Origin of the sequence: uncultured Sphingomonas sp. (assembly GCF_964237335.1) — a bacterium.
Taxonomy (GTDB): Bacteria; Pseudomonadota; Alphaproteobacteria; order Sphingomonadales; family Sphingomonadaceae; genus Sphingomonas.
In genome coordinates this window covers 36087-50617 of record NZ_CAXSHM010000014.1, presented here as the reverse complement: position 1 = coordinate 50617, position 14531 = coordinate 36087, and the positions used below count along the sequence as shown (strand labels likewise).

Sequence of the window (14531 nt, the reverse complement as noted above, 5' to 3'; positions counted from 1 at the left end):
GGCCAAACATTTTTTGTTGGAAGCTGCGCTTGATCGCGGGCAACTAGCGACTGCTTTCAATTCCCTCCGATCGCGGGGACTTTCCACCGGCAATTTGGGGAACCCACGATGAGCATCTCGACCGCCCTCCTGTTGGCCGCCCAGGTCGCGACCACGCCGACGCCGGCCGATCAGACGAACGGACCTCCGTCACCCCCCATCGCGCCAGCTGGCCAGTCGACCGCGCCCGACGCGACCGCGGAGGCGGGGCGGCTCGGGCCGGCCGCCCCCGGCGGCGGCGACGTCGTGGTGACCGCGCGCCGGCGCGCCGAGTCGGCGCAGGCGGTGCCGATCGCGCTGTCGGTGATCGGCGGCAAGGCGCTCGCGGAGACGGGGACCTACAACGTCGACCGGCTCACCCAGCTTCAGCCTTCCCTGCAATTCTACTCCACCAATCCGCGCAACTCCGCCGCCAACATCCGCGGGCTCGGCGCGCCGTTCGGGCTTACCAACGACGGGATTGAGCAGGGCGTCGGCATCTATGTCGATCAGGTCTATTACAGCCGCATCGCCTCGGCGACGTTCGACTTCACCGACACAGAGCGGATCGAGATCCTGCGCGGGCCGCAGGGCACGCTTTACGGCAAGAACACCACGGCGGGCGCGATCAACATCACGACCCGCCCGCCGAGCTTCACGCCGGAGGCACGCGCCGAGTTCACCGGCGGCAACTACGGCTTCTTCCAGGGCAAGGCGTCGGTGTCCGGGCCGTTGGTGGACGACAAGCTCGCGATCCGCCTGTCCGCGTCGATCACCTCGCGGATCGGCACGATCTACAACGTCCGCCAGAACGATCACGAGAATGCGCAGGACAACCAGGGCCTCCGTGGCCAGTTGTTGTGGCGTGCGACGCCCCGCCTCGACCTGACGCTCTATGCCGACTTCAACCGTCAGGACCCCGATTGCTGCGTGCAATACTACGTCCGCACCGGCGCCACGCAGCGGCCGCTCAACCGGCAATATGCCGCGCTCGCCGCGGCGCAGGGCTATTCCGTCCCGTCGACGGACGCGTTCGATCGGCTGACCGACGTCGACACGCCGCTCCGCGCGCGCCAGAAGCTCGGCGGCACGTCGCTGGTCGCGAACTGGGACTTGGGGTTCGCCACGCTGACGTCGGTCACGGCGTGGCGGTTCTGGGACTGGGTCCCTTCCAACGATCGCGACTTCATCGGCCTGCCGGTCACCACCGTCTCGGCCAACGCATCGCAGCAGCGCCAGGTCAGCCAGGAGGTGCGGCTGGCATCGGACGGCACCCACGCGATCGATTATGTGGTTGGCGCGTTCTTCTTCCACCAGACGATCGACACCCAGGGGCTACAGGTCCAGGGCGCGGCCGCGAGCGCGTTCCTGCTCAACCCGACGAGCGCCGACGGCAAGAACCCCGCCGTCCTCAACGGGCTGACCGCGACGACTCCCAACGGCCTGCGCAACACGAGCGCGGCGCTGTTCGGCAAGCTGACGTGGCACACGACCGAGCGGCTGCAGATATCGCCGGGCTTACGGCTCAACTACGACCAGAAGAGCGGCTACTATAATTCGGTCGTGACGACCGGGACGGGAGCGATCCTGAACTGCTCGCTGGCGGCGCAGGCGGTGACGATCGTCAAGGACCAGTGCGGCGTGCTGTCGCCGCAGAATTATGATCCTCGCTTCCACAACTGGAATGTGTCAGGTGACCTGACGATTTCGTACCTGATCGCCCCCGACATCCATTATTACGCGACCTACGCGCGCAGCTACAAATCGGGCGGCATCAACCTGTCGGGCCTGCCGCTCGACGCGAACAACGCGCCGATCCTGTCGGCGGCGACCGTCAAGCCGGAAAAGGTCAACGATTTCGAGTTCGGCCTGAAGACGCAGCTGCTCGATCGTCGGATCACCGCCAACATCGCCGCCTTCTGGACCGACATCTCCGACTATCAGGCGACCGTCACCAACGGGCAGCTCGGCGTGCTGCGCGGCTATCTCGCCAATGCTGAGCGGGTGCGGACGCGCGGGATCGAGTTCGACAGCGCGTTCCGACCGTCGAGCCGGCTCAACTTCTACGGCAACGGCGCCTATACGGACGCGCGCTACATCCGCTTCCGCGATGCGCCATGCCCGCCGGAGCTTTCCGGGGGCACGGCCGCCGACGCGACCCATCCCGCGAGCCCGGCCGGCACGCCGGGCGGCTACAGCCCCGCAAGCTGCGACATCTCCGGCCAGGTGCTGCCCGGCGTGTCCAAATGGGCCTTCTCCTACGGTGCGGAATACGATCTGCCGGCGCGCGTCGCCGGGCTCGATGGGCAGGTGTATGTCGGCTACGACGGCAGCTACCGGTCGCATTTCTCGTCCAACCCGTCCGCCTCGGCCTATACCGACATCGCCGGCTATGCGCTGAGCAACTTCCGCCTCGGTTTCCGCTCGGGCGACCGGTGGAACGTGTTCGGCTGGGTGCGCAACGCGTTCAACCACGATTACTATGAGGTGCTGGCGTTGCAGTCGGGATCGACCGGCCTGGTGGTCGGCCAGCCCGGCGATCCGCGGACGTACGGGGGGACGGTGTCGCACGCGTTCTGAACATCCGGGATCATGATCAGGCCCCGACGTCGGCAAAGCCGACGTCGAACGGGTCGGCCTTGGCCGCCCGCCGGCCGGTTGGCGCGAAACGCTGAGCGTTTCGGCGGCGTCGCCGCCTTCGCGCCAACGGCAAACGCCCGGACCGTTGCCGATCCGGGCGCCTGCGTGACGATCGCTCGTCAGCCCCCATAGTGTCTTCCGGTCGCGCGTTGATCGCTGCGTCCCGGAAGTGTCCCCGAACCCTCGGCCGATGCCGGTGTCTCGATGATTTGGGCTAGCCAGTGGCGACGTTTTTGTCACGATCGATCGCGAGCCTCTTTGCGGATTGCCGTCACGCTGTGTCGCCAATGCAACACAGGTTGGGTTTTGACCCGCATTGCCACGTCGGCGGGCGCGCCGTAGAGCCGGCGCACTCCTCCGGCCGGCATTGCACCCTTCATGATCCTGTCCCGCTACGAACGGATGATCGCGCGTCGCTATCTGCTGCCGGGGCGGGGCGAGCGGTTCATCGTGCTCGTCGCCGGGTTCAGCCTCGGCGCCGTCATGCTGGGCGTCGCGGCGCTGGTGATCGTCATGAGCGTCATGAACGGCTTTCGCGCCGAGCTGTTCGACAAGATCGTCGGCCTCAATGGCCATGCGGTCATCCAGGGGATCGGCGGCCGGCTCGACGACTGGAAGCGGGTCGTGGCGGCCGCGAAGGCGACGCCGGGCGTGACGAGCGCGGTGCCGCTGATCGATCAGCCTCTCATGACAAGCTACGATGGCCGGGTGGAAGCAGTCCTGCTGCGCGGGATGCAAGTGGCCGACATCCGCAGCAACACGACGATCAACGGCAAGGTCATTACCGGTAGCATGGCGCAGTTGACGCCAGGCAGCGGCAACGTCGCGATCGGCGCTCGGCTCGCCGAGGCGCTCGGCGCCGACGTCGGCTCGCAAATCTCGCTCATCAGCCCGCAGGGGCAGACGACGCCGTTTGGCACCGTTCCGCGAATCGTCAGCTACCGCGTCGCCGCGATCTTCGAGATCGGCGTGTACGATTACGACAAGGCGTACGTCATCATGCCGATGGGCGATGCGCAGCAGCTGCTGATGCTCGGTGACTCGGTCGGCATGGTCGAGATCCAGACGCGTGACGCCGACAAGGTCGGCACCATCCTCGATCCGCTGCGCCGGCAGGTCGCGGGCGACGCGGTGATCTCCGACTGGCGGCAGATGAACGCGCAACTGTTCGAGGCGCTGGCGGTCGAGCGCGTTGCGATGTTCACGGTCCTGTGCATCATCATTTTGGTCGCTGCGTTCAATATCGCCTCGTCGCTCATCATGCTGGTGCGCGCCAAGACGCGCGACATCGCGATCCTGCGCACGATGGGCGCGACCCGAGGCGCGATGATCCGTATCTTTATGCTGGTCGGCACGACGATCGGCACGCTGGGCACCGCCGCGGGGCTGGTCCTCGGTTTCGTGTTCCTGTTCTTCCGACAAGGCGTGGTGGACGCCGTCCAGTTCGTGACCGGTCAGAACCTGTGGGACCCCTCGATCCGCTACCTGACCGAGCTGCCGAGCAAGACCGATCCCGTCGAGGTGACGGCGATCGTCGCGATGGCGTTGCTGATGAGCTTCCTCGCGACGCTCTATCCGGCGTTCAAGGCGGCGAGCACGGATCCCGTCCAGGTGCTGCGGTATGAGTAGCATTGTTGAGGCTGGGGCGGTCCTGTCCACCGCCGGCCTCGCGCGCAGCTTCGTCCAAGGCGGCGAGCGGATCGAGGTGCTGCGAGGGGTGGACCTGTCGGTCGCACCCGGCGAGATTGTCGCGCTGCTTGGCGCGTCCGGTTCGGGCAAATCGACATTGCTCCAGGCGGTGGGATTGCTGGAGGGCGGGTTCGAAGGCTCGATCCGCATCGCCGGGGTCGAGGCGGCGAAGCTCGACGCGCACGGCCGCACGCTCGTCCGGCGCGACCGATTGGGCTTCGTGTACCAGTTCCACCATCTGCTGCCCGACTTCACCGCCGTCGAGAACGTCGTCCTGCCGCAACTGGTGCGCGGCGCCGAGCGGGCCGAGGCGGACGCACGCGCCGCGTCGCTGCTGTCGACGCTGGGCCTCGGCCACCGGCTGACGCACCGCCCGTCGCAACTGTCGGGCGGCGAGCAGCAGCGCGTCGCGGTCGCCCGCGCGCTCGCCAACCGGCCGGCGCTGGTGCTGGCGGACGAGCCGACCGGCAACCTCGACGAACACACCGCCGACATCGTGCTGGCCGAGTTCCTGCGGCTGGTGCGCGGGGAGGGGTCGGCTGCGCTGGTCGCGACGCACAACGAGCGGCTGGCGGCGAAAATGGACCGCGTCGTGCGGCTGCACGAGGGGCGGTTGCGGGGGCAGGCGGGGTGAGCGCTTGGCGCAAGGTGCCGACTCTCGTCGGGCGCCACGTCACGCTGCGGCCACTACTCGCGACCGACCGCGACGCCCTGATCGCCGCAGCGTCTGGCGACGGGTTGTGGGACATCTTCTACGCCAGCGTCTCGCAGATGAAGGACGCCGACGGCTTCTTCGCCCGCGCGTTCGCCGAGCAGCGACAGGAACGGTCGGCGGTGTTCGCCGTCCTCGACGCCGTCGGCGCGGTGGTCGGCACGACGAAGTTCATGCGGATGGCGCCGGCGCATCGCCGGCTGGAGATCGGCGGCACCTTCTACGCCACTCGCGTGCAACGCACCGGCATCAATACCGAGGCGAAGCTGCTCCTGCTGACGCACGCGTTCGACGTGCTCGGCTGCCAATGCGTCCAGTTCCGCACCGACAGCCTCAACCGCCGCTCGCAGGCCGCGATCGAGCGGCTGGGGGCGACCCGCGACGGCGTGCTGCGCGGCCACCAGATCGTCGCCGGGCGCTTGCGCGACTCGGTCGTCTATTCAATTATCGACCGCGAGTGGCCCGCCGTTCGCGAGAACCTCAACTTCCTGCTGGCGAGGCACGCATGACCCCGATCACCGACTTCATCGTCCGCTCGCCCGACGGCAGTCCCGCGCCACTCGCCGTCTATGCGGGCCGCGTCCTGCTGATCGTAAACACCGCGTCGAAATGCGGGTTCACGCTGCAATATGAGGGGCTGGAGGCGCTGCACCGCGATTATGCGGATCGGGGCTTCGAGGTGCTGGGCTTCCCCTGCAACCAGTTCGGCGCGCAGGAGCCGGGCGACGCGGCCGAAATCGCCAGTTTCTGCTCGCTGACCTACGACGTGACCTTTCCGGTCTTCGCCAAGGTGGAGGTCAATGGGAGCGGCGCCGATCCGCTGTTCGATCGGCTGAAGACGGACGCGCCCGGCCTGCTCGGGCTCAAGTCGATCAAGTGGAACTTCACCAAATTCCTCGTCGACCGCCATGGCCTCGTCACGGCCCGCTACGCGCCGACGACCAAGCCGGAGGCGCTGCGGGCGGACATCGAAGCGCTGCTCTAAGCCGATAAGGCTGCGCTCTAAGCCGAGAAGGCCGGCGCGCCGACGCGGTGGAGCGATGCGGCGCGTATCTCACCGATACCGCCCAGCAACAGGCTGATGCCGAGCAATGTGCCGGGCAGCGTCAACGCTGAGAAGGGCATGGTCGTGATGATGACGACCGCCAGGATCACGTTGATGGCGCCCAATCCCAACAGAAGTCCGCGCCCGCGCGCCAGCCGCGAGCCCGCGATCAGCTCGACGATGCCGCGTGCGCCCAGCCAGATCGCGACCACCACCGTCAGCGTGACGGCGCCCGACAAGGGATAGAAGGCGAGATACAACCCGACGACGAGCGACAGGATGCCGAAGACGATCAGATACGTCTCGCGACCGTGCCCACGCCCCAGCGCGCCGGTCGAGATCATCGTGACGCCGATCGCCATCAGCAGCGTGGCGACGACCAGCGTCGCCGCATAGGTGGCCGGGAAAGGCCAGATCAGCGATGCGATGCCGAGCAGAACGGCAATGATGCCTGCCGCCATCAGCCAGCCCCAGCCTGCGCCCGCCGGCCTCGTCAGTCCATCGTCGATCGCCACGACTTTTCCCCTGCTCGTTATGTCCTGCCAACGGCCGCGTCCCGGTCAGGTTCCTGTCCCGTCGATCGCATCGCGCCTTTCGCAAACCGCCGTCCCGTCCCATAGAGGCCGCATGTCGCATTCCGGGTACGTGCCGCTTCGAGTCTTTTCCTGCTACACGATGCTGGACGGCGCCATCGAGCCGAAGGCGATCGCCGAGCAGGCGGCGAAGCTGGGCTTCCCCGCGACCGCGCTGACCGACCGCAACGGGCTGTACGCCGCGATGGCCTTTTCCGATGCGGCGAAGGCGGCGGGCGTCCAGCCGGTGATCGGCGCGATGCTGGCGGTGTGCCGACCCGATACGCCCGACGGCGTCACCGCGCCGATCGACTGGTTGGCGCTCTATGCGCAGGATGCGATCGGCTACGACAATCTGTGCGCGCTCGTCTCGGCGTCGCACCTGGATCGCCCGGTCGAGCTGGCCGCCCATGTGCCGCTGTCGGCGCTGGAGGGGCGCACCGACGGGCTGCTGGCGCTGACCGCTGGCGGCGAGGGTGCGCTCGCGCGGTTGTTCGCGGAAGACCAGCCCGCTCGGGCGGAGGCCTATGCCGACCGGCTGGAGGCGCTGTTCCCCGGCCGGCTGTACGTCGAGATCGCGCGCCGCAACGACGCCGTCGAGACGGCGGCGGAGGAGGCGCTGATCGGCCTCGCCTACGCCCGCGACCTGCCGCTGGTCGCGACCAATCCGTGCTGCTTCGCCGACCAGGGGTTCAGCCAGGCGCATGACGCCATGCTGTGCATCGCGCACTCGACGTACCTCGAGACGGAGGATCGGCTGCGCACCTGCCCCGAGGCGTGGATGAAGCCCGCCAAGGTGATGCAGCACCTGTTCGCCGACCTGCCCGAGGCGATCGCGAACACGCTGGTGGTGGCGCAGCGCTGCGCGGTGGCGGCGCCCACGCGCAAGCCGATCCTGCCGAGCCTGGCGGGCGATCCGGCGGCAGAGGCGGAGGCGCTGCGGGTGGACGCCAGGGCGGGCCTGGAAAAGCGGCTGCGGCGGATCGCAGAATTGAAGAGGCGGAGTGTCTCGACTTTGCTCGACACGAACGGCGGTGGGGAGGGCGCGAACACCCACCCACCGTTCGTCCCGAGCGAAGTCGAGGGACAGGCTCCGCACGCAGATCAGGACTGGACCCAGCCCTATCGTGATCGCCTGGAGTTCGAGCTCGACGTCATCATCCAGATGGGCTTCCCCGGCTATTTCCTGATCGTCGCGGACTTCATCAAATGGGCGAAGGACCACGATATCCCCGTCGGCCCCGGCCGCGGTTCCGGTGCGGGCAGCGTCGTCGCCTGGTCGCTGACGATCACCGACCTCGACCCGCTGGCGCTCGGGCTGTTGTTCGAGCGGTTCCTCAATCCTGAGCGCGTGTCGATGCCGGACTTCGACATCGACTTCTGCGAAACGCGGCGTGGCGAGGTGATCCGCTACGTCCAGGAGAAGTACGGCCGCGACCAGGTCGCGCAGATCATCACCTTTGGAAAGCTGAAGGCGCGCGCCGTGCTGAAGGACACCGGCCGCGTGCTGCAGATGAGCTATGGCCAGGTCGACCGGCTGGCGAAGCTCGTCCCCAATCACCCGACCGATCCCTGGACGCTGAAGCGCGCGATCGACGGCGTGTCGGAGCTGCACAAGGAGTACAGCAACGACAACGGCGTACGTCGGCTTCTTGACCTCGCCATGAAGCTGGAAGGCCTGCCGCGCCACTCGTCCACCCACGCCGCGGGCGTCGTGATCGGCGACCGGCCGCTGGCGCAGCTGGTGCCGCTGTTCCGCGATCCGCGCTCCGACATGCCCGTCACCCAGTTCGACATGAAATATGTCGAGGGCGCAGGCCTCGTGAAGTTCGACTTCCTGGGCCTCAAGACGTTGTCGGTGCTCAAGAAAGCGGTGACGATGCTCGCCAATCGCGGCATCGTCGTCGATCTCGATGCGCTGCCCTGGGACGACGCGAAGACGTACGAGCTCCTCCAGAGCGGTAATACGATCGGCGTGTTCCAGGTGGAGTCGGAGGGAATGCGGCGGACCTTGTCGGCCGTCCGCCCTACGGTGTTCGAGGACATCATCGCTTTGGGCGCTCTCTATCGCCCCGGCCCGATGGACAACATCCCGATGTTCGGCCGCCGTAAGCAGGGCGTCGAGCCGATCGAATATCCGCATCCCCTGCTGGAGACGATCCTCGCCGAGACGTACGGCATCTTCGTCTATCAGGAACAGGTGATGCAGGCCGCGCAGGTGCTGGCCGGCTTCTCGCTCGGCGGCGCCGATCTGCTGCGCCGCGCGATGGGCAAGAAGGTGAAGGCGGAAATGGACGCGCAGCGCGCGGGCTTCGTCGAGGGCTGCCTGATCGTCAACGGCATCAAGGCGGCGGAGGCGAACGCGCTGTTCGACTTGATCGACAAATTCGCCGGCTATGGCTTCAACAAGAGCCACGCCGCCGCCTATGCGTTGCTGACGTACCAGACCGCGTGGCTGAAGGCGCATCATCCACACGAGTTCTACGCCGCGTCGATGTGCTTCGACATGGACCAGACGGACAAGTTGGGGCTGTTCGTCGAGGATGCGCGCCGGCTTGGCGTCACCGTCCTCGGCCCGTGCATCAACGCGAGCGAGGCCACGTTCGACGTCGAGGTCACGACCGGCGAGGATGGCGAGGCGCTCGCGATCCGCTTCGCGCTGGCGGCGCTCAAGTCGGTAGGCGAGGGGGCGATGGAGCGGCTGGTCGCCGAACGCGCAGACCGGGGTCGGTTCGCCTCGCTCGACGATCTCGCCACCCGCGTCGATCCGCGGCTCATCAACAAGCGGCAGCTGGAGACGCTGGCAGCCGGCGGCGCGTTCGACGGCATTGATCCGAACCGTGCCGGCATCCACGCCGCCGCCGAGACCATCCTGGCCATCGCCGCCCGCACGCACGAGAGCCGGACAAGCGGGCAAGGCGGCCTGTTCGGCGCGGAAAGCCAGGCGGGCGACACGATCCGGTTACCGGCTACGCGCTGGAGCCTGCAGCAGCGGATGGAGGCGGAGAAGGAGGCGTTCGGCTTCTATTTCTCCGCCCACCCCGTCGATCGGCATCGGCATCTGGCGGCGATGCACGGCGCGCGGCCCTATGCGGCGCTTGGCGAGCTGACGATCCCGACCGACGGCAACCGCGCCGGCGCGACGATGGCGGCGTTGGTCGAGGACACCCGCTGGCGCACGTCGGCGCGCGGCAAGCGTTACCTGATGGCGACGATGTCGGACGCGAGCGGGCAATATATTGCGACCTGTTTCGATGACGCGGTGGCAAAGGACCTGGAGGAGGCGGCGAAGGTGGGTGGCTGCGGGCTGGTCACGGTGGAACTCGATCGTCGCCCGGGTGAGGAGACGCCGCGCGTGACGGTGCGCCGCATCCAGCCGTTCGAGGCGCTGGCCAACGCGGCGCGGTTCGTGATCGAGGTCGATGTGGCGGACCCGGCGGCGTTCGGTGCGCTGGCGCGCCTGCTCGCCGATCATCGCGGCGCGCGGGGCGAGGTGCGGGCGAAGGTGATCCTGTTGAGCGGCGAGGAGGCGACGGTGCTGCTCGGGCGCGACTTCCTGCTCGACGCTGAGCTCGCCGGCCATATCGAGGCGATCCCGGGGGTGAGCGCGGCACGGCTGCGGAACTCGGAGACGCGGCTGGCGCTGGTGGGATAGGCGGCACGGGTTGCAATGTTGGAGAAGTAGTGAAAGCGTCTGCCACCCGCTATTTCTCAGGTCTATGATCGACGATGAAGCACGCCGGACGGCGTGTGCCTGTTCGCGCTATTCGCCAGACAAATCTGGTGCGCGGCAAACAGCGTTTTGGTGTTACCTACTGTTACCTACTTTTCGCTCAGGCCTTCGTCAGCGGCCCAGAATGGTGCGGTAGAGGTCGAGATAGCGGTCCGCCATCCGCTCGACGGTGAACCGCTCCGCGACCCGAGCCCGGCACGCTGCCCGGTCGATCTCGCCGATCCGGCCGATCGCCGCCACCGCCTCGTCCACAGTGTTCACCAGGAAGCCAGTGACGCCGTCGTCGATCAGCTCGCGCATCGATCCGCGGTCGAACGCGATCACCGGCGTGCCGCACGCCATCGCCTCGACCACCGAGAGCCCGAACGGCTCGTCGAAGCCGATGAGGTGGAGGAGCGCCGCCGCCGATCCCAGCGTCCGCACGCGCCGCTCGCCGCCGACCGGGCCCAGATAGATCACCCGCTCGCCATCGATCGCGGGCGCGACCTCGCGATCGTGATAGCCCGCGTCCTGCACGATCCCGGCCATCACCAGCCGGCGTCCGGCCCCCCGCGCCGCCGCGATCGCCTCTGCGGCGCCCTTGTCGGGGTGGATGCGGCCGAAGAACAGCAGGTCGTCGCTGCCGACCGGATCGAACGCGAAGTCCGCCAGCGGGATGCCATGGTGGATCGTCGCGGCGTAGCGCAACGCGGGATGCCGGTCCGCGTCGCTGATCGCCACATAGTTCACGCGATCCTGGTAGGGCGCGTACATCGGCATGATCCGCTCGGAGGAGAAGCCGTGGATCGTCGTCACCATCGGCGTATCGACCAGCCCGGAAAAGGCGTGGGCGGGAAAATCCGCCTGGTTGTGGATCAGATCGAACTCGCCGGCGCGTTCAAAGAGGTGGGCGAGGTGGCGCATCTCCCACACCTTGGCGTCGATCGACGGGTCTTCCGAATAGGCGCGCGGCACCACGCCGGCGAGCGTGCCTGCCGTTTGGCTGTCGAGCGTCGCGAACAAGGTCACGTCCACGCCGCGCGCGACCAGCGCCTCGGTCAGCAGGCTGGTTACGAGCTCCCACGGGCCATAGGCGCGCGGCGGCGTGCGCCAGGCGATCGGGGCGAGCATCGCGATGCGCATCAGCGCGCCTGCCCGAAGACGATGCCCTGATCGGCCGTGAGCAAGCCCAGCTCGAACGGGCTCGGTGTCGCGGTGACCAGCGGCTCGAGATGCGCCGCCCAGCCAGGTAGCGCCAGCGGGCGAGGCTCGTCCGACAGGTTCAATGCCACCAGGATGCGATCGTCGTCCGCGCGGCGTTCGTACAACAGCACATCGTCCTCTCTCGACAGCAAGGTAAGCGTACCGAGCGTCAGCGCGGGTCGTTCGCGACGAAGCCGCAAGAGGCGACGCGTCAGGGACAGCAGGGAGGCGGGGTCCGCCGCCTCCGCGGCAACGTTCCGGATCGTCGCTTCGGCCGGCACCGGCAGCCAGGCCTCGCCGGTCGTGAAGCCCGCGCCTGCGCCGCCGTCCCACGCCATCGGCAGCCGCGCCTCGTCGCGGTTGAAGGCCGCGCCCGGCTCGCGCAAGGCCTGGGGATCGCGGATGCGGTCCGGCGGCACCGGCTCGCCCGCCACGCCGAGCTCATCGCCATAGTAGAGCGTCGGCGTCCCCCGCAGCGTCAGCAGCAGCATCTGCGCGATCCGCGCCTGCGCCACGCCGATGCGGCCCGCGAGGCGCGGCTGGTCGTGGTTGCCCAGCACCCAGTTCGGCCACGCTCCGTCCGGCAATGCGGCCTCATACTCGGAAATGATCGCGGCGACGTTGCGCGCCGTCCAGTCCGCACCGATCAGCCGGAAGTTGAACGGCAGGTGCACCTCCGGCGCATCAGCGCTGCCGTAATAGGTCATCAGCCGATCGTAAGGCAGGTAGATCTCGCCGATCAGCACCCGCTCGCGTCCGTCCCGCGCACCGGCCTCATCGGCGATCCGGCGCATTTCCGCTGCGATTTCATGAACTTCTGGCTGGTCGGTTGAGTAATGCTGCAACACCCGGTCGCGATCGCGGATCGCCGGGACCCAAGCGAGATTGGGCGGGTTGTCGGGAAAGTCGGCGTGTTTCACGAGGTGCCACAGCACGTCAATCCGGAACCCGTCGATGCCGCGCGCGAACCAGAAGCGCAGCACGTCCATCATCGCTGCCCGCACCGCGGGGTTGCGCCAGTTGAGGTCCGGCTGCTCCTTCAGGAACGCGTGAAGATAATATTGGTCGGTCGCGCCGTCCCACTCCCACGCCGAGCCACCGAAGTCGCTCGTCCAGTTGTTGGGGGGACCGCCGTCGGGAGCGGGATCGTGCCAGATGTACCAGTCCCGTTTGGGATCGGTGCGCGACGACCGGCTCGCCTTGAACCATGGGTGTTCGCTGGAGCTGTGGTTCGGGACCAGGTCGAGCAACACGCGCAGGCCACGCTCGTGCGCGGCGGCGACCAGCGCGTCGAGGTCGGCCAGCGTACCGAACATCGGATCGACGTCAATGTAATCGGCCACATCATAGCCGAAATCCGCCATCGGCGAGGGGAAGATCGGCGAGAGCCACAAGGCATCCACGCCAAGATCGGTCAGGTAATCCAGTCTCGACACGATCCCCGCCAAGTCGCCGATGCCGTCCCCATCGCTGTCCTGGAACGAGCGCGGATAGATCTGGTAGATGACGCCGGTCTGCCACCAGGGTTCGAGTACCGAGCCTGCTTCTCCAGACTCACGCACCATAGCGGGTCTTCAGCAACTGATAGCAGGCGCGCAGGCCATAGGCCTCGCCGCCCTTGGGTCGGCCGGGCTTGGCCGCTGGCCGCCAGGCGAACGTGTCGAGATGCGCCCACGGTGTGCCCTTGGGCACGAACCGCCGCAGGAACAGCGCCGCCGTCACCGCACCCGCAAACCCGCCGTCGGGCGCGTTGACGAGATCGGCGACATCGGACTTCAGCAGGTCGTCATATCCATCCCACAGCGGCAGCCGCCACAGCGGATCGCCTACCGCCTCGCCCGCCACGAGCAGGTCGGCGGCCAGCCGCTCGTCGTTGGCGAAGGTCGCCGGCAGATCGGGACCGAGCGCCACCCGCGCCGCGCCGGTGAGGGTTGCGAAGTCGAGGATCAGCACCGGCCGTTCCTCCCCGGCGCGGGTCAGCGCATCGGCGAGGACCAATCGCCCTTCCGCATCGGTGTTGGTGCTCTCGACGCTCAGCCCGAGCCGCGAGGGCAGCACGTCGCCGGGGCGGAAGGCATTGCCGGCGATCGCATTCTCCACCGCCGGGATCAGTAGGTGCAGCCGGACGGGCAGGCCCGCCGCCATGACGAGCCCGGCCAGCGCGAGCGCGTGCGCCGCGCCGCCCATGTCCTTCTTCATCAGCCGCATTCCCGCCGACGGCTTGATGTCGAGCCCGCCGCTGTCGAAGCAAACCCCCTTGCCGACGATCGCGATGCGGGGATGGGCGGGGTCGCCCCAGCTAAGCTCGATCATCCGCGGCTCGCGCCCGGCTGCCGCCGCCTGGCCGACGATGTGGACCATGGGGAAGCCATCGCGTAATGCGTCGCCGCGCGTGACGTCTATGGTCGCGCCGTGCCTCGTCGCGAGCGCCGCCACCTCGGCCTCCAGCTCAGCGGGCCCGAGATCGGCGGCGCCGGTGTCGACGAGGTCACGCACGGTCGCGGTCGCGTCCACCAGCCGGATCGTCTCGGCGCGGGCGGCTTCTTCCGGGACCAGCAGGACGCGCGGTTTCCGATCGTCGTCGCTCTTGCGATACCGGGTGAAGCGATGCTGCGCGAGCGCCCAGCCGAACGCCGCGGCGCCGGGATCGCCTCCGGTCAGTCGATACGTCCCGGCCGGCAGCGTTTCGGCCAGCTTCGCCAGCGACCATAGCCTGTCGTCCGGCGACGCGACGACGAGCGCCGACCAGTCCTCTGGCGTGTCGCCGGGGAGGATTGCTGTCGCGCCGGCCTTCCCAGTCATCCGGTGGGCCGCGAGCGAAGCGCAGACGGCAGGCGAGCAGGCTGCGGACCAGGCGTCCCAGTCGGCGGGGTCGACCAAGGTGATTTCCCGCGCGGCCTGTCCGGTATCGACGGCAAGCGTAGCGCTGGCGTCGATCAT

Annotated in this window: 10 protein-coding genes; 6 read left to right on the top strand and 4 right to left on the bottom strand. The window is 68.1% G+C overall.

The genetic code is table 11. The features are described from left to right. Positions 1 to 108: 108 nt before the first annotated feature. The 5 genes from ACFE65_RS08915 (at position 109) to ACFE65_RS08895 (ending at position 6044) form a co-directional block, all read left to right on the top strand. On the top strand, positions 109 to 2598 hold the full coding sequence (locus tag ACFE65_RS08915) for a TonB-dependent receptor domain-containing protein (RefSeq protein ID WP_375382005.1): 2490 nt from the start codon (positions 109 to 111) through the stop codon (positions 2596 to 2598). Between the two features lie 438 nt (positions 2599 to 3036). Further along, complete coding sequence (locus ACFE65_RS08910) at positions 3037 to 4287, top strand: lipoprotein-releasing ABC transporter permease subunit (RefSeq protein ID WP_375382004.1); 1251 nt, start codon at positions 3037 to 3039, stop codon at positions 4285 to 4287. Next, positions 4280 to 4981, top strand: coding sequence for an ABC transporter ATP-binding protein (locus ACFE65_RS08905; protein ID WP_375382003.1), 702 nt, complete (start codon positions 4280 to 4282; stop codon positions 4979 to 4981). Before ACFE65_RS08910 ends, ACFE65_RS08905 begins: the two co-directional genes overlap by 8 nt. 14 nt (positions 4982 to 4995) lie before the next feature. After that, a complete protein-coding gene (locus ACFE65_RS08900) occupies positions 4996 to 5568 on the top strand; it encodes a GNAT family N-acetyltransferase (protein ID WP_375382002.1) in 573 nt (190 codons plus the stop codon). Next, the gene (locus ACFE65_RS08895; RefSeq protein WP_375382001.1) at positions 5565 to 6044 is read left to right on the top strand and encodes a glutathione peroxidase; all 480 of its coding nucleotides are present in this window, start codon (positions 5565 to 5567) and stop codon (positions 6042 to 6044) included. Before ACFE65_RS08900 ends, ACFE65_RS08895 begins: the two co-directional genes overlap by 4 nt. Positions 6045 to 6061: 17 nt before the next feature. Here ACFE65_RS08895 and ACFE65_RS08890 read toward each other — a convergent pair whose 3' ends face one another. Continuing rightward, positions 6062 to 6619: an HdeD family acid-resistance protein gene (locus ACFE65_RS08890; RefSeq protein WP_375382000.1), complete on the bottom strand. Its 558-nt coding sequence runs from the start codon at positions 6617 to 6619 to the stop codon at positions 6062 to 6064. A gap of 112 nt (positions 6620 to 6731) precedes the next feature. Here ACFE65_RS08890 and dnaE point away from each other — a divergent pair, with 112 nt between their 5' ends. Continuing rightward, positions 6732 to 10331, top strand: coding sequence for a DNA polymerase III subunit alpha (gene dnaE, locus ACFE65_RS08885; RefSeq protein WP_375381999.1), 3600 nt, complete (start codon positions 6732 to 6734; stop codon positions 10329 to 10331). A 189-nt stretch (positions 10332 to 10520) separates the two neighbouring features. On the opposite strand, the gene ACFE65_RS08880 is transcribed toward dnaE, so the two are convergent. From ACFE65_RS08880 to ACFE65_RS08870, 3 genes are read right to left on the bottom strand one after another with little or no spacing between them, the layout of a single operon-like run. Next, positions 10521 to 11531, bottom strand: a complete 1011-nt coding sequence (locus ACFE65_RS08880) for a glycosyltransferase family 4 protein (RefSeq protein ID WP_375381998.1) — start codon at positions 11529 to 11531, stop codon at positions 10521 to 10523. Then, the gene (locus ACFE65_RS08875; protein WP_375381997.1) at positions 11531 to 13156 is read right to left on the bottom strand and encodes an alpha-amylase family glycosyl hydrolase; all 1626 of its coding nucleotides are present in this window, start codon (positions 13154 to 13156) and stop codon (positions 11531 to 11533) included. Before ACFE65_RS08875 ends, ACFE65_RS08880 begins: the two co-directional genes overlap by 1 nt. Continuing rightward, entirely contained in the window at positions 13146 to 14531 is a 1386-nt protein-coding gene (locus tag ACFE65_RS08870) for a M17 family metallopeptidase (protein ID WP_375381996.1), read from the bottom strand. Before ACFE65_RS08870 ends, ACFE65_RS08875 begins: the two co-directional genes overlap by 11 nt.